General features: G+C 64.3%; 19 protein-coding genes. 5 read left to right on the top strand and 14 right to left on the bottom strand.

The window, feature by feature from the left end; translation table 11 throughout:
* Positions 1-318: 318 nt before the first annotated feature.
* Both FIU89_RS08905 and FIU89_RS08900 read left to right on the top strand, forming a co-directional pair.
* Positions 319-699 (top strand): hypothetical protein, encoded by a 381-nt coding sequence (locus tag FIU89_RS08905; protein ID WP_152492268.1) that lies wholly within the window; start codon positions 319-321, stop codon positions 697-699.
* Between the two features lie 274 nt (positions 700-973).
* Positions 974-3,013, top strand: a complete 2,040-nt coding sequence (locus FIU89_RS08900) for a DEAD/DEAH box helicase (protein WP_152492267.1) — start codon at positions 974-976, stop codon at positions 3,011-3,013.
* Positions 3,014-3,064: 51 nt separating this feature from the next.
* On the opposite strand, the gene FIU89_RS08895 is transcribed toward FIU89_RS08900, so the two are convergent.
* The 6 genes from FIU89_RS08895 to comD are packed head-to-tail and all read right to left on the bottom strand — an operon-like array spanning position 3,065 to position 8,331.
* Positions 3,065-4,228, bottom strand: a complete 1,164-nt coding sequence (locus FIU89_RS08895; RefSeq protein ID WP_152492266.1) for a mandelate racemase/muconate lactonizing enzyme family protein — start codon at positions 4,226-4,228, stop codon at positions 3,065-3,067.
* Between the two features lie 55 nt (positions 4,229-4,283).
* Positions 4,284-4,739, bottom strand: a complete 456-nt coding sequence (locus FIU89_RS08890) for a tripartite tricarboxylate transporter TctB family protein (protein WP_152492265.1) — start codon at positions 4,737-4,739, stop codon at positions 4,284-4,286.
* Positions 4,739-6,241, bottom strand: coding sequence for a tripartite tricarboxylate transporter permease (locus FIU89_RS08885; protein ID WP_152492264.1), 1,503 nt, complete (start codon positions 6,239-6,241; stop codon positions 4,739-4,741). The genes FIU89_RS08890 and FIU89_RS08885 overlap by 1 nt, the downstream gene beginning before the upstream one ends.
* Before the next feature lie 24 nt (positions 6,242-6,265).
* Positions 6,266-7,222, bottom strand: a complete 957-nt coding sequence (locus FIU89_RS08880; protein ID WP_152492263.1) for a tripartite tricarboxylate transporter substrate binding protein — start codon at positions 7,220-7,222, stop codon at positions 6,266-6,268.
* A gap of 46 nt (positions 7,223-7,268) precedes the next feature.
* Complete coding sequence (comE, locus tag FIU89_RS08875) at positions 7,269-7,832, bottom strand: sulfopyruvate decarboxylase subunit beta (RefSeq protein WP_152492262.1); 564 nt, start codon at positions 7,830-7,832, stop codon at positions 7,269-7,271.
* Position 7,833: 1 nt separating this feature from the next.
* The gene (gene comD, locus FIU89_RS08870) at positions 7,834-8,331 is read right to left on the bottom strand and encodes a sulfopyruvate decarboxylase subunit alpha (protein ID WP_152492261.1); all 498 of its coding nucleotides are present in this window, start codon (positions 8,329-8,331) and stop codon (positions 7,834-7,836) included.
* Positions 8,332-8,473: 142 nt separating this feature from the next.
* On the opposite strand from comD, the gene FIU89_RS08865 reads away from it, so the two are divergent.
* Together FIU89_RS08865 and FIU89_RS08860 are read left to right on the top strand one after the other, a co-directional pair.
* Positions 8,474-9,379: a LysR family transcriptional regulator gene (locus FIU89_RS08865; RefSeq protein ID WP_152492260.1), complete on the top strand. Its 906-nt coding sequence runs from the start codon at positions 8,474-8,476 to the stop codon at positions 9,377-9,379.
* 121 nt (positions 9,380-9,500) lie between these two features.
* Positions 9,501-10,898: an FAD-binding oxidoreductase gene (locus tag FIU89_RS08860; RefSeq protein WP_254701833.1), complete on the top strand. Its 1,398-nt coding sequence runs from the start codon at positions 9,501-9,503 to the stop codon at positions 10,896-10,898.
* A 484-nt stretch (positions 10,899-11,382) separates the two neighbouring features.
* On the opposite strand, the gene FIU89_RS08855 is transcribed toward FIU89_RS08860, so the two are convergent.
* Entirely contained in the window at positions 11,383-12,414 is a 1,032-nt protein-coding gene (locus FIU89_RS08855) for a YeiH family protein (protein WP_152492258.1), read from the bottom strand.
* A gap of 96 nt (positions 12,415-12,510) precedes the next feature.
* Here FIU89_RS08855 and FIU89_RS08850 point away from each other — a divergent pair, with 96 nt between their 5' ends.
* Positions 12,511-13,398 carry a LysR family transcriptional regulator gene (locus FIU89_RS08850; RefSeq protein WP_152492257.1) on the top strand — a complete coding sequence of 296 codons (888 nt, stop codon included), beginning with the start codon at positions 12,511-12,513 and terminating at the stop codon, positions 13,396-13,398.
* Between the two features lie 38 nt (positions 13,399-13,436).
* Here FIU89_RS08850 and FIU89_RS08845 read toward each other — a convergent pair whose 3' ends face one another.
* From FIU89_RS08845 to FIU89_RS08815, 7 genes are read right to left on the bottom strand one after another with little or no spacing between them, the layout of a single operon-like run.
* On the bottom strand, positions 13,437-14,921 hold the full coding sequence (locus FIU89_RS08845; protein ID WP_152492256.1) for a class I adenylate-forming enzyme family protein: 1,485 nt from the start codon (positions 14,919-14,921) through the stop codon (positions 13,437-13,439).
* Entirely contained in the window at positions 14,918-15,664 is a 747-nt protein-coding gene (locus FIU89_RS08840; protein WP_152492255.1) for a CoA-transferase subunit beta, read from the bottom strand. The genes FIU89_RS08845 and FIU89_RS08840 overlap by 4 nt, the downstream gene beginning before the upstream one ends.
* Positions 15,661-16,488, bottom strand: a complete 828-nt coding sequence (locus FIU89_RS08835; RefSeq protein ID WP_152492254.1) for a CoA transferase subunit A — start codon at positions 16,486-16,488, stop codon at positions 15,661-15,663. Before FIU89_RS08835 ends, FIU89_RS08840 begins: the two co-directional genes overlap by 4 nt.
* Positions 16,485-17,261, bottom strand: a complete 777-nt coding sequence (locus tag FIU89_RS08830; protein ID WP_152492253.1) for an enoyl-CoA hydratase/isomerase family protein — start codon at positions 17,259-17,261, stop codon at positions 16,485-16,487. Before FIU89_RS08830 ends, FIU89_RS08835 begins: the two co-directional genes overlap by 4 nt.
* Complete coding sequence (locus FIU89_RS08825; RefSeq protein WP_152492252.1) at positions 17,258-18,415, bottom strand: CaiB/BaiF CoA-transferase family protein; 1,158 nt, start codon at positions 18,413-18,415, stop codon at positions 17,258-17,260. Before FIU89_RS08825 ends, FIU89_RS08830 begins: the two co-directional genes overlap by 4 nt.
* Positions 18,412-19,221: an IclR family transcriptional regulator gene (locus tag FIU89_RS08820; protein WP_152492251.1), complete on the bottom strand. Its 810-nt coding sequence runs from the start codon at positions 19,219-19,221 to the stop codon at positions 18,412-18,414. Before FIU89_RS08820 ends, FIU89_RS08825 begins: the two co-directional genes overlap by 4 nt.
* A complete protein-coding gene (locus tag FIU89_RS08815; protein ID WP_254701832.1) occupies positions 19,218-21,431 on the bottom strand; it encodes a TRAP transporter fused permease subunit in 2,214 nt (737 codons plus the stop codon). The genes FIU89_RS08820 and FIU89_RS08815 overlap by 4 nt, the downstream gene beginning before the upstream one ends.
* Positions 21,432-21,467 lie beyond the last annotated feature (36 nt).

Below are 21,467 nucleotides of genomic sequence, written 5' to 3'. Positions count from 1 at the left end.
AGCAACAGTCAAGACCTACAAGCTCGGGAACCGAGATGCCAGCGCGGGCCGTCCTTCGGCCCGCAAAAAGCGACGGCACCAGACGGCTGTTGCCGGCGGCGCGCCGAAGCTGGAAACACACCTTCGACGACTCGTAGCGAACTTTCACCAAAATGAGGCGGTCGGATCGTTGGAGAGACTGCACGAGCCACATCGCGCATTTCGGGTTTTCGGCCTGTCGCCGGAACATATTCACGCCACGGCGCGTTCAGGTGATGAAGGTTTACGTTTTGAGTGCATGGTGCATGGGGCGGTTAGACCTAAAAGCGGGAGTTTTACATGACCCTTAACAGTACGTTTTTGAAAACCAGCTCGGTCCTCGGCCTTGTCGTTGCTCTTTCGCAGCCGGCCTACGCGATGCGGTGCGCAGAGTTCAACGAGATGGATGAGGCCGGTCAGATGGAAGCACTCGAAACCATGGGTGGCCGCGAGAACATCCGCGAAGAAGCAGTCGGTGCCGACGAAGGCGCCGACACGGATTCGTCGAGCGCCACCGCGGAACTAGGCGACCCTGATGCTGACAATGGCGGCCGCGCCGCTGCCCGCGCCGCCGCAACCGGCTCGGACGAGGAATTGATGGTCGTGCTGAGGGAAGAATGCGCAAGCAACCCCGAGATGGACATGGCCGGCATGTTCCGCGACGAAGACGAGTCGAAATAAGCGACCCGCGTCATATTGGCGGCCCTTGGATTGGGGCCGTCAAAACTTCGGCCTTTCTACGGGCCGAAACCGCAGACCACACATCCATCAGTGATATCATCGGCATACGAGGCCGGTCGCCCGCGACAAGTTCGTGCGTCGGTCGGCGTGTGTGCCAAACTGCGTTCCTGACGTCTATCGGTACTTCACTGAACAAAGTTATTCAGAAAAGCTGATTAGTGCCTGTACAAAGGTGGCCCGAGCGAATAATGCCCGGCACTTGCCGACGGCCTGAATGCCGCTCGGCCCCCACCTCTTTCCCAAGAAAAGCATAGACCTCTTGAAACACACCCTTGCGAATGCGCTGGCCCGTAAGGGCTATGACGTTTTGACCCCTGTCCAGCAGGCCGTGACCCAACCGGAGTTGCAGGGCCGCGACCTGCTGGTCTCGGCACAGACCGGATCCGGCAAGACGATCGGATTCGGGCTGGCGATAGCCTCCACCCTGCTGGACGACGCGGACACATTCGGTCAGGCCGATGCCCCGCTGGCGCTGATCGTGGCGCCCACCCGCGAGCTTGCCATGCAGGTCAAGCGAGAGCTTGCCTGGCTTTACGCCGATGCGGGCGCGGTGCTGGCCTCCTGCGTGGGCGGCATGGACATGCGGGACGAGCGGCGGGCGCTGGCGCGCGGCGCCCATATCGTCGTGGCCACGCCGGGGCGGCTGCGGGATCACATCATGCGCGGGTCGATCGACCTGTCGGCGGTGCGGGCGGCGGTGCTGGACGAAGCGGACGAGATGCTGGACCTCGGCTTTCGCGAGGACCTGGAGTTCATCTTGGAGCAGACGCCGGAGGCGCGACAGACGCTGCTGTTCTCGGCCACGGTTCCTACCGCCATCGCCAAGCTGGCGCAAAGCTACCAGCGTGATGCCGAGCGGATCTCGACCGTCGGCGCGCAGGCGCAGCATTCGGATATCGCCTACCGTGCGATGTCGGTGGCGGCGCATGACAACGAGAACGCGGTCATCAACGTGCTGCGCTATTACGAGGCCCCCAATGCCATCGTCTTTTGCAACACACGGGCGATGGTCGCGCGGATGACGACGCGGCTGTCGAACCGGGGGTTCCCGGTCGTGGCCCTGTCGGGGGAGTTGACACAGAGCGAACGGTCGAACGCGCTGCAAGCCATGCGCGACGGGCGCGCGCGGGTCTGCGTGGCCACGGACGTCGCCGCGCGGGGCATCGACCTGCCAAAGCTGGACCTGGTGGTCCATGCCGAATTGCCCAGCAGCCATGAGACTCTTCTGCACCGCTCGGGCCGCACCGGCCGCGCGGGGCGCAAGGGGGTCAGTGCGCTCATTGTCGTGCCCTCGGCCCGCAAGAAGGCGGAGCGCATCCTGAAATTCGCCAAGCTGACCGCGGAATGGACCGCCGCGCCGTCGGCGGCGGATGTGGACGCGCAGGATCAGGTGCGCATGCTGGAGGCCGATGACTGGCAGGCGGAGATCACCGAGGGCGAGCGCGCGTCGGTGGATCAACTGCTTGAACGCTTCACGCCCGAGCAGATCGCCGCCGCCTACCTGCGCCAGTACAAGCTGCGCCATTCCGCCCCCGAGGACCTGAGCCCGGTCAGTACCGGCAAGCCTGACAAGCCGAAACCGCGTGCCGCGTTCGGCCCCAGCGTCTGGTTCTCGCTGTCCGAAGGGCGCAACCAGGCGGCCTCGCCCCGGCACCTGCTGCCGATGATCTGCAAAGCGGGCGGGTTGAGCAAGGACGATATCGGGGCGATCCGCGTCGCCGATGACCTGTCCTATGTCGAGATCCGCGAGGCCAGCGTGCCCGATTTCCTGGAGGCGATCGGCCCGGGGATGACGATAGAGGGACACAAACAGCTTCGTCGCCTCGACGCGGCACCGGACCTGCCGCCCTTCCGGCCCGGCAAGCCGGAGCGCCGGTCCAAGGGCGAGCCGGGGCCTCTCAAGGGGGACACAAGGCCCGTCGATTGGAACGACACGCCCGAACCGCGCCGCCGCAAACCCAAGCCCGAGGACCGCAAGGACACGAAATCCCCGGCGCAAAAGCGCGAGGCGAAGACGTCCGATCCGGCGGTGCATGGCCCCTTGGGCAAACCCCGACACGGGGCGCGGGTCGCCAAGGACACGCCGGAAGACGCAGGCAAAGCCGGGAAGGCCAAGGCCGGTGGCAAACCTGGCTCCAAGCACGCTGGCAAGGGTCCGCCGCCGCCCAAAGGCAAGCCCAGCAGCAAGAAGAACCGGGCGCGCGCGGCGCTAAAAAGAGCGTCGACGGAAAAACCGGGACCGAAGCGGCGCTAGCATCCATAAGACTGCGGGCAAGCCCGTCTTCGCCTGCACCGCCAACGCTGTTCACTCTGCCAGCGCGCGCATCACGTCGATCAGATCTGATTTGCCTTCGAAACCGATACCCGGCAGGTCGGGCATGAGGATGTGCCCCTCCTCGACCTGCACGCCGTCCGGGAAGCCACCGTAGGGCTGGAAGAGATCGGGATAGCTTTCGTTGCCGCCGAGACCGAGCCCGGCCGCGATGTTCAGGGACATCTGGTGGCCGCCATGCGGGATGCAGCGCGACGGGGACCAGCCGAGTTCATCGAGGACATCGAGCGTGCGCAGGTATTCCACAAGCCCGTAGGACAGCGCGCAGTCGAATTGCAGCCAGTCCCGGTCGGGCCGCATTCCGCCATGGCGGATCAGGTTGCGCGCGTCCTGATGCGAGAACAGGTTTTCGCCGGTCGCCATGGGAGCGGGGTAGAATTCGGCCATCGCGGCCTGTAGCTGATAGTCCAGCGGATCACCGATTTCCTCGAACCAGAAGAGCGGGTATTGCCGCAGCATCTTGGCATAGGCGATCGCGGTCTCGAGGTCGAAGCGTCCGTTTGCATCGACGGCCAGCTGCGCCTGGGTTCCGATTTCGGTCAGCACCGCCTCGATCCGGCGCTTGTCTTCGTCGATGGACGCGCCCCCGATCTTCATCTTCACCACGGTATAGCCGCGGTCGAGGTAGCCGCGCATCTCATTGCACAGCGCGGTATCGTCCTTGCCCGGATAATAATAGCCCCCGGCGGCATAGACGAAGACGCGCGGGTCCGCCTTGCGTCCCATGCGGTCGGCCAGCAGGCGGAAGAGGGGCTTTTCCTCGATCTTGGCGATGGCGTCCCAGACGGCCATGTCGATGGTGCCGACCGCGACCGAACGTTCGCCGTGGCCGCCGGGTTTTTCGTTCTGCATCATGGCCGCCCAGATCTTGTGTGCGTCCAGGTTGCTGCCCTCGTCGTTCAGCAGCGATGCGGGGTCGGCGTTTAGGATGCGGTCGCGGAAGCGTTCGCGGATGAGACCGCCCTGCCCGTAGCGGCCATTGGAGTTGAAGCCGTAGCCGACCACGCGGCGTCCGTCCCGGATCACGTCCGTCACGACGGCCACCAGGCTTGCCGTCATCTTGCTGAAGTCGATATAGGCGTTGCGGATGGGCGACGCGATCGGCTTGGTCACTTCCCGGATGTCGACGATTTTCATGGGCGTGTTCCTTGTTCGGGCTGGTGTCGCGCCAGTTTCTGTCAGGTGCCCGATGTCACGGAAGCGGGACGTGCAGGACGTAGCGGAACAGAGCGAGGAACGCGATCATCACCGCTGCGCCGCAGCCTGCGTAGAGCAGCGCGGTGATCGGCGTCCACCTGTCATGCATCGCCGCAATGAGCCCGCCCGCGAAGGCGATGGCGCCGCTGGCCAGAAAGCCGATATGCGGGATGGCAAGGCAGCCCGCGAACATGGCCACGACCAGCAGGACCCGGCGCCACCACGTGCCTGTGCCGAAGCCGCCGCTGTCGCTGGGATGCAGGAAGCGCGTGATCAGCGATAGGCCGGCCGTCAGGATCATCATGATCGCGACGGTGCGGGGAAACACCTGGCTGTCGCGGTCGGAATAGCCGGTGGTGTCGTAAAGGGCGATGATCCCCATGAGCACGAAAAGCGCGGAAATCACCAGCGATCCGATATGGCCGTCCGGGTGGCGTTGATGGTCTGGCATCAGGTCTGCTCCCGTTCTTTCCTGCGGCGCCGGCGTGCCGTGTAGAGCGGCAGGATGAGGGTGATCAGCGTGAACGCGATGATCCCCTGCGAGATGGGCCGCCCGAAGAACATCCCGAAAAGGTTGCCCGTGGCCGAGCCGATGGTCCAGCCCTGCACGAAGCCCTGTTCGGCGATGGGGCCGAGGATCAGGCCCAGCACGATGGGCGAGGCGGCGAAGCCGAAGCGCCCCACGACCCAGCCGAAGACGCCGAGGCCCAGCATCAGGATGACATCCGTCACGCTGTTGCGGATCGAGAACGTGCCGATGATGGTCATGAAGCCCACGGTGGGCACGAGAACGGCCTTGGGGATGTTCACGATCGACTTGTAGGCGTAGCGCCCGATCAGCAGGCCCGCGGGCAGCATCAGCACCGTGGCGATCAGGAGGCCGTAGATGAAGGTAAAGACGATTGAGCCGCTTTGGCTGAACATCGTGGGGCCGGTGCGCACGCCCTGCACCAACAGAGCGCCCAGCACGATGGCGTCGGGCGGCGTGCCGGGAATACCCAGCACCAGCGTCGGGATGAAGCCGCCGCCCACGGTGGCGTTGTTAGCGGATTCCGTGGCGAGGATGCCGTCTGGCTCGCCCTCGCCGAATTTCTGGTGCGGCTTGCCGGTGCGCTTGGCCTCGGAATAGGCGACGAGGCCGGCCACAGAGCCGCCCGCGCCGGGCAGGATACCGATCAGGGTACCGATGACCGAGGACCGGATCAGGTTGATCTTGGAGCGCGCGGCGATGCGGAACGCCTCGCCGATGCGGACCGAGCGCACGTCCTCTTCCATCTTGAGGTGGCGGTCGGGCGTCGCGACGAGGTCGATCAGCACCGGGATACAGTAAAGGCCGATCAGCGCGCCGATGACGCCGAAACCGCCGACCAGCATCTGGCTGCCGAAGGTCAGCCGGATATCGGCCGAGACCTCGGCCACGCCGACGGTGGACAGCAGCATCCCGAAGGCACCCCCCGCCAGCCCCTTCATGAGGTTGCCGGTGGACAGCGACGCGATGAGCGACAGGCCGAAGATCGACAGCCAGAAATATTCGATCGGCCCGAAGGCCAGCGCCACCTTCGACAGGGGCGGCGCCAGCAGCAAAAGCGAGAATGCCCCCACCAGCCCGCCGACGACCGAGGCGAAACAGGCGAGTGCAACGGCAAGGTCGCCGTCGCCGCGTTTCGCCATCGGGTAGCCGTCAAACGTGGTGGCGATGGCCGAGGGCGTGCCGGGCGTGTTCAGCAGGATCGCCGCGTAAGCCCCGCCGTAGATCGCCCCGGTATAGATCGCGCCCAGGAGGATCAGCGCCGAGGCGGGATCCATGCTGAACGTGATCGGCACAAGCACGGCCAGCGCCATCGTTGCGGTAAGGCCCGGAATCGAGCCGACGACAGTGCCCGCCACGACACCGAACAACGCCAGAACGAGGTTGAACGGTGTGAGGGCGGACAGGAAGTGACCGAATTCCATGTGTCGGGCCTTTGCGCGGTCAGCTTAGTCGATCAGGCCCGCTTCGCGCGCGTCGCTGAGATATTCCTCGCTGCGCGCGGCCATGAAATCGTCCATGCCGTCCGCTTCGACATCGAGCATCGCAAAGCCGTTATCCAGCATCTGCTGGCGGAACTCGGGGTCGTTGTTGATCTCGGCGATCATGTCGGACCACATCTGCGTGACCTCGTCGGTGGCGGAATTCGGCAGGGCGATCCCGCGATAGGCGCCGCCCACCATGTCATAGCCCAGCTCCTTGAAGGTCGGCACGTCCGGGAAAAGCGGGTGGCGTTCCTCCATCGCGACGGCGAGCATCCGCACCTCTTCGCCCTGGGTCGCGGCGACGGTGGAATAGCCCCATTCGGCCTTGACCTGGTTGCCCAGAAGCGCGGTCACGGCCGCTCCGGTGCCTTTGAAGGGCACATAGGTGGTCTGGATATCGGCCATCTTGTCGAACTTGATATGCGCAAGGTGGTTGGCCGTGGCCTTGCCCGAGCCCGACATGGTGACCTGCGCCGGGTTCGCCCTGGCGTCCTCGACCAGGTCTTCGAGCGTCTGGTAGGGGCTGTCGGCGCGCACGATGATCGCATCCGGCGTGAAGTGGAACATGTGGAAGACGTTCAGGTCCTCGGTGGTGAATCCCACGTCCTTTTGCGCCGGCTTGATGATGATATGGGGCAGGTTGACGCCCATGATCGTCTGGCCGTCATCGCTGAGGCCGTTGAGCGTGGCCCATGCCACCGCACCGCCGCCGCCGGGCTGGTACGAGATCACCATGTCCTGGCCGAACTTGTCCTTGAAGAACGGTTGCTGGAAACGTGCGGAAATGTCGGATTCTCCCCCGGGGCCGAACGGGATGATATAGTTGACCGGCCCGTTGAGTTCGGCGGCAGCGGCGCCCGTTGCCAGCGATGCGGTCACGGCCAGCGCCGCGCCCATCTTCAGAAATGTTCTTTTCAGCATGTTTTCCTCCCAGAGTTGCTGACTATCGGCGTTTTCGCCGTCTTGATTATGCGTTGGCCTCCTTCAACGCGGTCATGAACCGGTCGCGGATCACCACCGGATCAGTCTTGATGACCGACACGGGGATGTTGCCGCTTTCGCATTTGCACACGATCACGGTCATCCTGTCACTGTCCAGCGCGTCTTTCATGACGGCTGCGCAGTCTTCGGCCTGGCACTCGATGACGTTTTCGCATCCGCAGGCCTCGGCCACCTTTGCCAGCGAGGTCTTCATGCCGGCATAGGTCGGCTGGTCGCCGGTGGAGCCATAGCTGCCGTTGTCGATGATCAGCAGGATGAAATTGTCGGCCACGTTGTTGGCGATGGTGGGCAAAGTGCCGAAATTGGTCAGCACCGAGCCGTCGCCGTCGATCGAGATGACCTTTTTCGACTGCGCCAGCGCCACGCCCAGCCCGATGGACGAGGCAAGGCCCATCGTGCCCAGCATGTAGAAATTGGTCGGCTGGTCATCCAGCATGTGCAGTTCCTGGCTGGGCAGACCGATGTTGCAGACGACGAAATGGTCCGAGATCAGCGGGAGCAGCGAGCGCAGGACGTCGGATCGGATCATGTCAGTATCCTTTCCAGAAGGTGGCATCCGTCAGGATCGCGACCGGTTTCATGCACATGAAGGTGTATTGCAGGATCCGGTCCAGTTCTTCGGCGTCGGACTCATGATGGAAGTGATAGGTCGGGATGTGAAGCTGATTCAGCAGCGCCTTGGTGTGCACGGCCATTTCCACCTGGCAGGCCACCGGCTCGCCCAGTTCTCCGCGATAGGAGATCAGCATCGGCAGCGGCATCCGGTAGAACTGTGTCAGCGTCACCAGCGTGTTGACCGTCACGCCAAGCGCGGTGTTCTGCATGATGATCGCGGACCGCTTGCCGCCCATGAAGGCGCCGGCGCAGATGCCGATGCCTTCGTCCTCCTTGTTCGCGGGGATGTGGTGGATGTCCTCGCATCGGTCGATTTCCGCAATGACTCCGGCAAGCTGTTTGCAGGGGACGGTCGTGACCAGTCCGACCTCGTGCTTGACCAGATCCGCGACGATCTTTGCGTCGATGCTCACGCGCAGGCCTCCCCCTCGATACGTTCATGTTTGATGATCTTGCGCGATAAGAGAAGCTTTAACAAACCAACAATCTTTTCCCATTTGTAAATGTCTGCTTTAGTAAATCGTGCCTTTGATCCTGTTGTGAAAGCGCCCTGCCATGTCGATCACGCTGTTCAAGACCCTTATCGCCGTCGCCGAGGAAGGCAGTTTCAACGCCGCCGCGGACCGCGTCTGCGTCACCCATGCGGCGGTCGGCCAGCAGATGAAGCGGCTGGAGGAAACGCTGGGCGTGGCGCTGTTCGACCGCTCGCAGAAATCCCCGCGCCTCAATCAGCTGGGCCGCGCGATGGTGCCCAAGGCCAAGGAGGTTGTCGCCGCCTACGAGACGATCCTCGACGATCTGACCGGCGATCCGCGCCTGATCGGGGATATCGTGTTGGGGGCGGTGCCATCGACGCTGCGCGGGCTTGTGCCCAAGGCGATGAAGGGGCTGATCGGACAGTATCCCGACTTGCGCATCCGGGTTGTGCCGGGCCTCAGCCCGACCTTGCAGGAGATGGTCGAGACGGGCACCGTCGATGCCGCGCTGGTCAGCGCGCCAAGCCGGACGCCGGCCACGATGACCTGGACGCCCTTCGCGGTGGAAAAGCTGGTGCTGCTCACCTCGGTGGAGGTGACCGAAACCGACCCCGAGCGCATCCTGTCGGCCAGGCCCTTCATCCGGCACAGCGCGCTGTCGGCCATCGGGGTGATGGCCGAGGACTGGCTGGCGCGAAGCAGGCTGAAGGTGCGCGACATGATGGAGATGAGCTCGCTCGACACGATCGCGAGCATGGTGGCGCATGACCTGGGCGTGTCGATCGGGCCGGATTTCTGCGTGCCCGACCCGATCTTCGGCAGCCTGCGCAAGCTGTCGCTGGGGCCCACGGCGCCGTCGCGTACGCTGGGCGTCCTCAGCCGGGCGGATTGTTCGAAATACCGGCTGGTCGAGCGGTTTCTGGACGAGTTGACCCGGACGGTCGCGGCGCATGGCGGGCACACCGTTTCTAAAGAGATAGCTTAGATAATCGTAAATTATCTTGCCTTGCTAAAGATCATGTTTGCCACAGAATGAGCCCGAACGAGGATCGGACGACAGGAGCATCGGGCAGTTGGTGGCTTTCAAGACCGCGGAAGACAGAACTTTGAATGATATCAGGGCGATTGTCGGGGAGACCGCCTGCAAGTCGGGCCCGGATGCCGCGCGATACTATGAAGACCCGCGCGGCAGCTTCACCGGCAAGGACTGTATCGTTGTCCTGCCCGAAACCACCCAACAGGTGTCGCAGGTCGTGCGGCTGTGCAATAGCGCCGGCATCGCGATCATCCCCTATGGCGGGGGCACCGGCGTGGTCGCGGGGCAGCTTTCGCTGGACAGCGACGCGGCCATCATCCTGTCGCTGGAGCGGATGAACCGGGTGCGCAGCGTGTCGCCGGACGATTTCGTGATGGTGGCCGAGGCCGGCTGCGTGCTGGAGAACATCCACGCCGAGGCCGAGCGGCACGACCTGATGTTCCCGCTCAGCATGGCCTCGAAGGGCAGTTGCACCATCGGCGGAAACCTGGCCACGAACGCGGGCGGCATCCAGGTGCTGCGCCACGGCAATGCCCGCGACCTCTGCGTGGGGATCGAGGCGGTGATGCCGTCGGGCGACGTGCTGGAAGAGTTGAGCCCCCTGCGCAAGAACAACACCGGCTATGACCTGCGGCACCTGCTGATCGGCAGCGAAGGCACCCTTGGCATCATCACCGCCGCCAGCCTGACGTTGAAGCCGCTGGACCCCGAGGCCGTGACGGCCTTTTGCGCCATCACGTCGCCGGCGGATGCCTTGCGGGTGCTGCGGGCCCTGCGCACGGCCATCGGCAACCGCATGAACGGGATGGAATTGATGAGCGGCTTCGGCGTGGGCCTTGTTTGCGAACATTTCCCGACGCTGAGAAACCCCTTTGCCGACGACCACCCCTGGTACCTGCTGATCGATGCCGCGGGGAACCCGGGCGTGCGGGATGAGACCGAGGCGGTGCTGGCGGAGTGTATCGAGCAGGGTTTCGTCGTCGACGTCGTGATGGCCGAATCCGAGGCGCAGCGCAGCGCGCTCTGGTCGCTGCGCGAGCATACGCCCGACGCCAACCGCAAGACCGGCGCGTTCTGCAGCAGCGACACCGCGGTCCCGATCGGCCAGATCGACGCGTTCGTGTCGGGAACGCACGCGGCGATTACCGGCGTTCACGAGGGCTTGCGGACGAACAGCTATGGTCACATCGGCGACGGGAACATTCACCACAACGTGTTTCCGCCGACAGGCATCTCGAAGGCCGATTTCCTGCAGGCCCACCCCGGCATCGCCAACCGCGTGCGGGGCGCGATCAACGAGGCGACGCTGGCGCTGGGCGGGTCGATCAGCGCCGAACACGGGATCGGCCGCCTGAAACGCCAAGACCTGCAGAAACATGCAAGTCCCAGCAAGATGGCCGTGCTGCGCCAGATCAAGCAGGCCATCGACCCCAACAACATCATGAATCCCGGCGCGCTGATAGAATAGCGCGCCGCCGCGGTCCGGGTCGGGATGAAAGTCCCGTGAGCGAGTTGGATTTGTTCAGGTGTTTCTTGCGCCACGCAACGAACCATTCCTCGGCATCGCTCCACCTTCAGCCAAGGCGGCACCGCGTCCCTGCCCGCCTGCAATTGTTCGTCGCCCCCCGCGCAAACGCGGTTTTTCAAGGAATGATCTGGAAGTCCTGTGAGGGGGGAACGTACACCGCCATAAGGCAGGCGATTGAACACCCGGGGCGCAAGCCCTCGAAGGGGTTGGTACCCAAGGCCGGACTCGAACCGGCACGGTATCACACCGGGGGATTTTGAATTCTCACAAAATTCTGGAAAAACAAATTGTTACATTTTTCAACTCCCACATGCATCGCGCTTACGTGGCCTCATGTGGGAGTCAGAGGACTTGGACAATAGACCATCCATTTCGGCTACACTCTGAGAGAGCATGCAAGAATGGCCTCAATATCTTGTATCGCTTATCCCGCCATTGCCCAAAGCGACAAGCCCAATCCCAGGGTCGCGATGAAGATCCAAGCCGACCCACCCAGCACCAACGGGCGCAGGCCCTTTTGGCGCAGCCGGCGCAAGTCTGTCTCCAGCCCCATCGCTGCCAGCGCCGCCGTCAGCATCAACGCCGTCAGCGTCACCGTGGCATCGTGCAGCCGGCCCGGCAAGCTCACCAGCGAATTGACCCCCATCAGAATCACGAACCCAAGCACGAACCACGGCACGATCGTAATCTTGGAGCCGGAAGCCCGCTGACCGCCTCGGCGGAACTGCAAGACGCCCAGCGTCAGGATCAGAGGCGCAAGCAGCAGGACCCGGGTCAGCTTGGTCACGGTACCGACGTGCCCGGCGTCTTCGCCCATTGCGAAGGCAGCGCCCACGACCTGGGCCACTTCGTGCACTGTCGCGCCCGCCCAAAAACCGTAGGTTTCCGGTGTGAGCTCCAGCATGTGAGCCGCCATCGGCCCAAGCAGCATCGCGCTCGTCCCGAACAGCGTGACGCAGGCGATGGCATAGGCAACGTCTTCGTCCGATCCTCGTGTCACCGCGTTGCACGCCAGAACCGCAGACGCACCGCACACCGACGTCCCCGCAGCGATCAACTGTGCCAGCCGGTTTTCCACGCCCAGCAGACGGCCAAGCAGGCATGTGAATGCAAATGTCGCGGCCAGGGTCGTCGTGACCGCAACAACACCGCGCAAGCCCAGGGTAGACACCTCTCCGACCGTGACCTGAAGCCCCAGCAATACGATCGCAACGCGCAGGACTGGCTTGAGGGCAAACCGGATACCGGGCTGCAGCAAGGGCGGGCTGCCCACGGCGACACGCCAGCCGATTCCGAGCAGCAGGGCAACGACCAGCGGGCTGAGCGCCGCCAGCCCGGTCGCCCTCTGCACAAGCGTGGCGATGGCGGTGATCGCCATGACCAGTGCCAATCCGGGCAAGTGCGCGTAGAGGTCTTGGAGCGCACCGGGGTGTGCGCGTTGGCTCAGGGTTTGCATGGCGTACCTCCTCGGTGTCTGCGCCTGCAAACTGCCTTAATTGCATTGTTCATTAAATTAACTAATATCGAACGTATTAATCGATTGGATTGATGATTGACTCTGGACCAGCTCCGCATATTTCTTGAAGTCGCCGAACGCGCCCATGTCACCCGCGCGGCGGAGGCGCTGAAGATGACACAATCCGCCGTCTCGGCCGCCCTGCGCGCGCTGGAGAGCACTCATGGGGTGCAGCTTTTCGACCGTGTCGGCCGCGGCATCACCCTCACCGAAGCAGGCCGCAAGTTCGTGCCCGCCGCCGAAAGCGTTCTGAACCAAGCAGAGACCGCGGAACTGATCCTTGATGATCTCTCGGCGCGGCCAAGGGGGCGACTTCGGATCGAGGCCAGCCAGACGGTCGCGACCTATTTCCTCCCCCCGGTTCTGGTACGGCTCAGGCAGGCACATCCCGACCTCGCCGTGCGGCTGAGCGTGGGCAATACGTCAAGCGTTGCCAGGGCCGTGGCGGACGGTGCTGCCGACCTGGGTTTCGTCGAAGGCGAGGTCGTGCATGGCGACCTGCGTACACGGGTAGTGGCACGCGATGAACTGGTTCTGGTGATGCGGCGCGGACATCCCGCAGCCCGCGGCGCGATGTCAGCCCAAACCTATCGCAAGCTCGACTGGGTGATGCGGGAAGAAGGCTCGGGAACACGCGCCGAGGTCGAAGTTCACCTTGCCCAGTTGGGGCTGTGCCGGGATGACCTTGCGGTCCTGCTGGAGATCCCGTCGAACGAAGCGGTGTTGTCGGCAGTGGCGGGCAGCGACTGCGTGTCCATGGTGTCACGACGCGTCGTCGACGCGCTGGCGGAAGACGGTGCAGTCCACCAGCGCCGCGTGACCTGGGCACCGCGACCGGAGCGTCCGTTTACCGTGCTGTCGCATCCGGAACGGCATCGCACCCGGGCAGTCGAAGCGCTTATGGCGCTGATCGACGCGGGCTGAGCCGAAACCGCCCCGTGCGATGGCCGCACCGACCGGCCTCAGCCGCCGGTCAGTGCCGGGGACATCCGTTGCGACAGCTTTGCCGTCAGTCGCTTGCGGTCAATCTTGCCGACATGGTTTTCCGGCAGGCGGTCCACGCGTTCGATCCCGGCCAGACAATGGGCGCGGCCAAGTGCGTCCCGGATCTTTCGGTTCAAGTCGTCAAGAGCCTCGATCTGGCTCGTGCCTTCCACGAAAGCGAACGGCACTTCTCCGAGATCGGCATGTGGCGCGGGCACCACGCAAGCCGCCCGGATACCCGGGCTTGCAAGCAGCACATCCTCTATGCTTGCGGGAGCCAGGTTTTCACCACCGCGTATGATGATCTCCTTCAGGCGGCCGGTCAGGAAAAGATAGCCATCTGCGTCGAGATATCCCAGATCCCCTGATCTGACCCAGCCCTCCGGGTCGAACGGGGGATGGCCGACATAGCCAAGAGCGGACAACGGACCGCGGAACGCCACTTCGCCGCGGCTTTCGATCGGCAAGGGCGTGTCCCCGGCAGGTTCAAGAATTGCCACCTCGGCACCAGGAATGGCGCGCCCGACAGAGCCGCGCCGGGCCGCGCCCGGCGGATTGGCGGTCGATGTGCAGGTAAACTCCGTTTGCCCATAGCTCACCAGAACCTGGCAGCCCAGATGCGCTTCGATCCGGTCCTGTGTTTCGACCGCCAGCGGCGCCGAGCCGCAGCGAAGCATGCGCAGCCGGTCCGTCGACCCTTGCGGGATCGGATGATCCAGCAACCTTTGGAACATCGTCGGCACACCGGTGACAACGGTGGGCTTGAGGTCCGCCATCGCGTCCAGCGCGGCTTCCGGCGTGAAGCGCGGCAGCAAGGTAATCTGCGCGCCGCGCATCAATGGATAAAGCAGTTGGTTCAGAATGCCGTTGGTATGGCTCAGGGGCATCATGTGCAGGTAATGATCATCAGCACCCACCGGCGTGATGTCCGACAATCCCCGCGTATTCGCCGCGATGTTTCCGTGGCTCAGCCGCACGGCCTTAGGACGTCCGCTGGAACCGGACGTAAAGATCAGCAAAGCTTCCTCTTCGGCGCTTGGAACCGGGACCGTGTAGCGGCCGGTGGCATCTTCCGGCACAGGCGGTGTCACGACGCGCAATCCGGCCGCGTCGGCCAGCGCCTGCGCCGCCTCCCGGTTGGTGTCGTCACAGATCAAACCTGTAAAACCACCATCGACCAGCTTGGCCACGACCGAGCCTTGCGCCTCGCTCCGGCTCAGAACGGTCAGTGGCAGCCTGGCGTGCAGACAGGCCAGAAGGTCCGTGCAAAGATCCACGCTGCGATCCTGCAACAAGGCGACCCGGTCGCCGGGAACAAGGCCCGAGGCCAGCATTGCCCCGGCACGGGCCACGACCCTGGCGTGCAGCGTGGCATAGCCTACCGTCTGCCCGTCCGCGGACAATGCCGGCGCGTCTCCGCGTAGTCGCGCCTGTTGCTCGAATGCGGTGACGAAATCACTCATGCGGCCAACTCCGGCATTCGAACCGCCGCATCCGCTTCGAATGTCCCATCGGGATCCAGCGCCCGAAGCGCCGCAAATTCCGCCGCGGTGGGTTCGGGGGTTGGACCGGCCTGCGACATGTCGGTTTCGAAACCGGTCGCGGCCCGTATGTCGTCCAGCGTAACATCCGGGTGATGCGAGGCCACCGCAAGCCGCCCGTCCCTCTTGTCGAAGACGCACATCGGCGTGACGACGGATTGCAGATTGCCCTTTGCGGTCTGGAAAAACAGCGTGTTGACCAGCGTGCGCGTCGAATGTTCCGTCCGCCACGTGGCGGCCCGCTTCAGCGTCGGCATCATGACGGCCGATCCACCGCCGCCCGGCAGGCGCACCTTGGGGCTGTCCCAGTCACCGATGACCGAGTTGTTGGTCGCCCCGGTGCCGTCGATCTGACTCGCGCCCAGGAAACACAGGTCCATGCCGCCGCGCGTGCAAAGGTCGTAGAAATCCTCGTTGGCGAAGATCGAGCGCGAGCCCGCGGTAAGGGCCGCGTCCCCCGACGACAGCGGCACCGGCCCCGCCAGCTCCGCATCGACCCCGCCGGCGACGTTCAGCCATGTGAAGTCGAAGTCGTAGGCCCGTTTCGCGACCAGGCAGGCCAGCATCGGAAGGGTCGAGTTCACACCGGAGAAAGTCACCTCTGACGGGCGGATCAGGCGGGCCAGATTGATGACGATGTAGGAAAACGGGGTATAGCTGGTCATGCTGGCTCCTCCTGCCTGGCTTCGGGGGCTGCCGCCATGTGCCCTGCGATGGAACCACCGGCACTTTCTTCAACGTACCGGGCGACTGCATCGTAGTTGACGTCATAAATCGGGGCGAGCGATCCCGGCCAGGCGCCTTGCGGCGCATGAACGGCGGCGGCGGTCATGAAGCCGGGCACCAGGGTCAGTTCCGGCCGCTCTGAAAAGCTCTCGGACGGGGCAAGGGTTTCGGCGGTCACCAGAACCTTGCGGGCCGCGCGTGTCAGCGCCCGGTCCCAATGCGGCGACCCCTCGACGCGGGCATTGCCATCGCGGTCCACCGCATGGGCATGAATGACGGCGAAATCCGGGCGGATGGCAGGGATAAGCCAGACCTCTTCTTCGCCGCCGTAGGGGTCCGTCATTTTCTTCCAGCCGGACACCTCGGCGATCTGGCTGCCGTGCACGCCGCCGACCGGCATGAACGGCACGCCGGCTCCGGCCGCGCGCAGCCCGGCGGTCAGCGTCATGCAGGCGTGTTCCTCCAGCTTGACCGTCCCGCTTTCGATCGCCTTGCGATACCCGCCGGCGAGACCGAAATTGCCTTCCATGGCGACGATCCCGGCCCGCACGCGCGACACGCACCCGGCCCTGCACAGGATGTCGATGTCGTAACCGGGGGAGGCCTTGATGATTTCCAGGTCGCGCTTGCCCTGCCGGATCAACTCCCGGACAAAGGCAAAGGGGCCGCGATGCAGGAAACTGCCGCCCAGCCCGATGGACGCGCCATCCGGGATCGTGGCGACCATCTCTTCCAGGGTGGTGAGTTTTTCCGAACGGGTCATGAGGGAACCTTTCGTTTCGAAGTGTCAGTTGCGGCTTTTGCGTCTTGCCGTGCCGCTTTCTGGGCCGCGACGTAGGCGGCGATCCGATCACGCAGACCGGGCCGCGCGGCAGACGCGACGAACGCGGCCATATCCGCTTGCGGATCGGCCTTGGAAACTGTGGTCGACAGGTGCGCCGCCACGTGCGGGTCAAGCTTCATCACCCCTGCACTCCACTCCTCCAGCGCCTCTTCCGGCGCGGCCGGCGTGGCATGCACGAGGCCAAGCCTCAGCGCATCCTCCGCCGCGACGGGTCCGCCGGCAGCGAGCACCCTTTCCGCGGCGTTTTCACCGATCCGCAGCGAGAGGCGATGGGTGCCGAGGAAGATGCCGAAGCCAAGCCCGGGGAACGCCATGCGTCCCCCGTCGGACAGCACACGGTGCTGACAACAGACCAGGATGTCGGCCCCCGCACCAATCGCGGCTTTCTGCGCCAGGCCAAGTGTCCGGCACGGCAAGGACCACAGCCGCTGCAGCATCAGCTCGATACGAGTCAGCAGCCACAGCATGTCCGCGTCCGACCGGCTCTCGATCCCCGCAAGGTCGAGCCCGGCACAGAAGACTGGCCCCGCACCGGTGATCACCAGGCCGCGCGGCGTTTCGGCCTCGACCCGGTCGAAGGCCGCATGCAGGGCCTCGACCATGTCGAGCGACAAGGCATTGCGCGTGTCCGGCGCGTTCAGGGTCAGGCGCCAGACGGGGCCGTCGGTGTGCAACAGTACGGCGTCCGTCATGCCACTTTCTCCGCGTCCAGTTCGGCCAGGATCGCGTCGCGATCCCCGTCCAGCCCCGGCGGGCCGCTGCGGATCGTGAACGCGCGGCCGGACATCAAAACCGGCGGGCCGAAGGTCGAGATCTCCGCTCCGGAGGGAAGTTCCGTGCGCTGGACCCAGCCCTGCGCTTCGACCTGCGGGTCGGCCAGTGCTTCGGGGTAGGTATTGATCGGCGCACAGGGCACACCGGCCGCGCTGAACCGGGCCAGCCATTCCTCTGCATCTTCCTTGACGAAACGCTCTTCCAGCAACGGCTTCAGCTCCGCCTGGTTGGTCGCCCGGTCCGAGGTGGTCAGGAATCGCGGGTCATCTTTCAGGGCCTCCAGCCCGGTAACGGCGCACACCTTTTCCCAGAGACGATCATTGCCGGCCGCGATGACGAAATGCGTGTCCCGCGCCGCGTAAGCCTCGTAGGGAGAGTTGCGCGGATGCGCCGCCCCCAGCTTTCGCGGCACGTTCCCGGTGCCGAAATACTCGGAAGTCTGCAGCGCGGCGATGCCCAGCGAACAGCCCAGCATCGAGGCGTCGATATGCGCCCCCTGCCCGCTTTGCCGCGCGGCCATCAAAGCGGACGCCACGTTGAACGCGCCGTAGAGACCGGTCGCGAAATCGGCGATAGGCACACCGCACTTGACCGGCGGAACACCCTCGTGGCCGGTCACGCTCATGATCCCCGAAATCGCCTGCATGGTCACGTCGAACGCGCCCTGCGTCGCCTTGGGTCCGGTCTGACCGAAGGCGGAGATCGAGCAATAGACCAGCGCCGGATTCCAGACTTTCGCGGTTTCGTAATCCAGTTTGAGGCGTTCCATGACACCGGGCCGCGAATTCTCGATCACCACGTCGGCGCGCGCGATCAGCGCGCGGGCGGTGTCGTAGTCACCCTGATCCTTCAGATCGAGCGCGATCGATTTCTTGTTGCGATTCAACGACGCGAAGTTCTCCGAGTAGCCGTCGGTGATCGGCGGCCATGCCCGCATGGCATCGCCGGTGGGGGGTTCGATCTTGATGACCTCCGCGCCCATATCGGCCAGAAGCATCCCGCAGAAGGGCCCGGCCGCGATCTGGCAGATCTCGACGACGCGAACGCCGGCCAACGGAAGTGTACTTGTCATGAATTGTCCTTTCGTCCTTGCAACGCAACCGAAGCTTCCTCGGCTGCTGCCATCACCAGCGGAGCAAGCTCCGCGATCCTGTCGTCGGGCATGCGTTCAGCCGGGCCGGCAATGGACAGCGCCATGCGCACACGTCCGTTCCAGCCGCGGATCGGCGCACCGATGGCACGTACGCCACCGCGCCACTCACCCCGGTTGATCGAATGACCCCTGTCGCGGGTGGCCTTCATGTCGGCGGCAAAAGCCTTGTGATCGGTGATCGTTTCCGACCCGAACGCATCCAGTGTCATCGTTCTCCAGCGCTCTTCACCAGCGGGGTCAAAGGCAAGGACGGCCTTGCCGGTGGCCACGCAATGTGCCGGCGCCCTATCCCCCACGCGCGTGAAGGTCCGCACCGCTTCCGGGCTGTCGAGCCGGTGCAGGTACAAGATCTCGTCCCCGTCGATCAGACCGAGGATGACGGTTTCCCGGCTGAGATCGCGCAGCCGCTGCATCGCCGGCAGACAGGGCGAGACGCGGTCCGGTTGCTCGGACCGCATCATTGCCACCTCCCAGATCCGCATTGTCGCGGCATAGCGCGATGTTTCCGCGTCCTGATCGACGTAACCTTCTTCCGACAATGTTTGCAGCAGCCGGTGGGCCGTGGCCTTGCCAATCCCGGTCACGCGGGACAGATCGCCAAGGCTCATTGCGCCCCTCATCGAGAGCGCTTCGACAATGCGTAGCCCGTTGCGCAGCGTGGAATCACGTCGCGGCGTCGCATCGCTGGTCGTGGTCTGTTTCGATGAAGTCTTTTCTTCGGTCATGTTTCGATCCTCTGGCCGATCGGGTGTCGCGGACGCGTCCCCCAGGCGGTAACAAGGATCAGGACAGCCCCGCCAAGGTTCGCCCAGATATGGTATGGCAAGAAGGCCCCCATGGCACCAACCAACAGCCCGGCGTAGGCCCACCAGGTCAGCGGCCCTTCGGCATGGCGTTGCAGCAGGGCGGTAACCGCGTAGATCCCGAAACTGGCAAAGACCGCGACCCGCAAGGCCTCTGCCCCGTCCCCCGATATCAGTGGTGTGTAGGCAAAAAGCAAAGGCATGATGTAAAGCCCCTTGGCGATCTTCCAGGAGGTCAGCCCGGTTGCCATCGGCTTCGATCCCGCGATGCCGGCCGCGGTATAGGCCGCAAGGCAGACCGGCGGCGTCACGTTGCTGTCCTGGCTCAGCCAGAAGATGATAAGATGCGCGACAAGAAGGAAGGTCGACAACTGGCCTTGGTCCACAAGCGACGAGCGCAACACCGCGGACACTTCCATGGGCAGGCTGCTTACGACTTCGGCCGCGCGCTCTGCGCCGAGCCCGTTGGGCAGATCCGCCTGTAGAGATGGATCGAAGAGCGCGAGCGTCCCACTGACGGCCGCATCATTGACGCCCGCCGCCAGCGCGTCGATGACGATCCGGTCGGCCAGCAGCCCCGACAGCGCCGGCGCGAGCAGGATCGCGAGGATCACGTAGGCGGCCGTCACCGGCAGCCCCATGCCAAGGATCAGCGAGGCAAGCGCCACCAACGCGATCGCGATGATCAGCGATCCTTGTGACCACTGGATGATCATAAGGCTGAAGGCCCCGCCGACGCCGGAGGTCGTGATCGCGTTGTTTACCAGGCCAATGGCAGTCAGCAGCACGGCCGTCATCACCGCGGTCCGCATCCCGAAGATCAGCGCCTGCGCGATACGCTTCGGGGTCATCTTGGTGGGTGTTGCCCAACTGACGACCACCAGCACCGCGATGGCGACCGAGGCCGCATAGTTCGGTGTACGTCCGGTCATCAACAGCCAGATCATGACCCCGAGTGGCAGCACGAAGTTCAACGCACCGGCCGCCAGTTTCTTGCGGTCTACGGGGCGCGGCTCCGCAGCAGGGATACCCGACCGCAGGACCTCGATCCGCACGAAACAGGCGACCGACAGGAAATAAAGGATGGCCGGCAGTACCGATACCGCGACGATCGTGCTGTAGGGCAATCCGGTGTAACTCGCCATTACGAAGGCACCGGCCCCCATGATTGGCGGCACCAGCTGGCCGCCGGTCGACGAGGCTGCCTCGACCCCGGCGGCAAAGGTCGGCTTGAAACCGTTGGACGTCATCGTCGGGATCGTGATGACCCCGGTGGAGGCCGTATTGGCGACCGCGGAGCCGCTGATCGTGCCGGTCAGTGCCGAAGAGATCACGGCGACATAGGCGCCACCTCCGCGCAGGCGCGCGGCGACGATCCGGCTCAACTCGATGACGAAATCCGACGCGCCGGAGTAGATCAGGAAACCGCCGAAGATCATGAACAAGGTGATGTTGGCCGACGAGATCGTGGTGATGCCGCCGAACATGCCTTCGTCGTTATAGAGCGACCGGAACAGCACGTCCGACAGCGGCAGGGACGCGGACCGGAAAACGCCCGGCAACCAGGCTCCGAGGAAAAGGATATAGGCCAAGGATATCACGATCAGCGTCGGGATGATCCAGCCCGTAAGCCGCCGGGTCAGGTCCACGGCGGCAAAGATCACCAGCCCGCCGGCGATCCAGTCCATCGGACTGAAGATCCAGCCGGACCCGCGCTGGGCCATGGAGTTCACGTATACGCCATCCTCGGCATATGCGACCCAGATGGCCGCCCCGAAAATGGCAAACCCGTAGATCACGTCGAGGGCCAGCGCCCAACGACTGTCGCGTAACCGCTGCATGGGGGCTGTTGACAAGGCCGCGATCAGCCCGAAACCGCCGAAGTGCAACGCATTCTGCCATATCCCGGCTTCGTTGATGAAAAGGTTCGTGGCGATGTGCCAGAGCGCAAAGGCGATCACTGCCCAACGTATGACATGCGCGGTCCAAGCCCCCTGCCCCAGGCTTTCCGGGTCAAGCCAGCGCCGGCGTTTTTCAGACACCTGGTCGGCATCCGAGGATACCCCGGTCATAGCGGTCGCTGATACCGGGGCGTCGGAGGCGGCTTCGATCGAGTCTTTCGGGGCGGGCATGGGCTTCGCTCCTGTTTTGCGGTGGCGCGGAGACAA

This window comes from Roseovarius sp. THAF27, from assembly GCF_009363655.1.
Classification (GTDB): domain Bacteria; phylum Pseudomonadota; class Alphaproteobacteria; order Rhodobacterales; family Rhodobacteraceae; genus Roseovarius.
Note: the sequence above shows the minus strand (reverse complement) of the source record. Positions and strands in the feature narration are given on the sequence as shown.

What these genes read in the sequence shown, in the direction of transcription:
- FIU89_RS08880 (WP_152492263.1), bottom strand. Translation starts at nt 7,222, where the DNA reads ATGCTGAAAAGAACATTTCTGAAGATGGGCGCGGCGCTGGCCGTGACC.
- FIU89_RS08890 (WP_152492265.1), bottom strand. Translation starts at nt 4,739, where the DNA reads ATGCCAGACCATCAACGCCACCCGGACGGCCATATCGGATCGCTGGTG.
- FIU89_RS08825 (WP_152492252.1), bottom strand. Translation starts at nt 18,415, where the DNA reads ATGACAAGTACACTTCCGTTGGCCGGCGTTCGCGTCGTCGAGATCTGC.
- FIU89_RS08885 (WP_152492264.1), bottom strand. Translation starts at nt 6,241, where the DNA reads ATGGAATTCGGTCACTTCCTGTCCGCCCTCACACCGTTCAACCTCGTT.
- FIU89_RS08855 (WP_152492258.1), bottom strand. Translation starts at nt 12,414, where the DNA reads ATGCAAACCCTGAGCCAACGCGCACACCCCGGTGCGCTCCAAGACCTC.
- FIU89_RS08905 (WP_152492268.1), top strand. Translation starts at nt 319, where the DNA reads ATGACCCTTAACAGTACGTTTTTGAAAACCAGCTCGGTCCTCGGCCTT.
- FIU89_RS08845 (WP_152492256.1), bottom strand. Translation starts at nt 14,921, where the DNA reads ATGAGTGATTTCGTCACCGCATTCGAGCAACAGGCGCGACTACGCGGA.
- FIU89_RS08895 (WP_152492266.1), bottom strand. Translation starts at nt 4,228, where the DNA reads ATGAAAATCGTCGACATCCGGGAAGTGACCAAGCCGATCGCGTCGCCC.
- comE (WP_152492262.1), bottom strand. Translation starts at nt 7,832, where the DNA reads ATGATCCGATCCGACGTCCTGCGCTCGCTGCTCCCGCTGATCTCGGAC.
- FIU89_RS08865 (WP_152492260.1), top strand. Translation starts at nt 8,474, where the DNA reads ATGTCGATCACGCTGTTCAAGACCCTTATCGCCGTCGCCGAGGAAGGC.
- FIU89_RS08815 (WP_254701832.1), bottom strand. Translation starts at nt 21,431, where the DNA reads ATGCCCGCCCCGAAAGACTCGATCGAAGCCGCCTCCGACGCCCCGGTA.
- FIU89_RS08840 (WP_152492255.1), bottom strand. Translation starts at nt 15,664, where the DNA reads ATGACCAGCTATACCCCGTTTTCCTACATCGTCATCAATCTGGCCCGC.
- FIU89_RS08835 (WP_152492254.1), bottom strand. Translation starts at nt 16,488, where the DNA reads ATGACCCGTTCGGAAAAACTCACCACCCTGGAAGAGATGGTCGCCACG.
- FIU89_RS08900 (WP_152492267.1), top strand. Translation starts at nt 974, where the DNA reads ATGCCGCTCGGCCCCCACCTCTTTCCCAAGAAAAGCATAGACCTCTTG.
- FIU89_RS08820 (WP_152492251.1), bottom strand. Translation starts at nt 19,221, where the DNA reads ATGACCGAAGAAAAGACTTCATCGAAACAGACCACGACCAGCGATGCG.
- FIU89_RS08830 (WP_152492253.1), bottom strand. Translation starts at nt 17,261, where the DNA reads ATGACGGACGCCGTACTGTTGCACACCGACGGCCCCGTCTGGCGCCTG.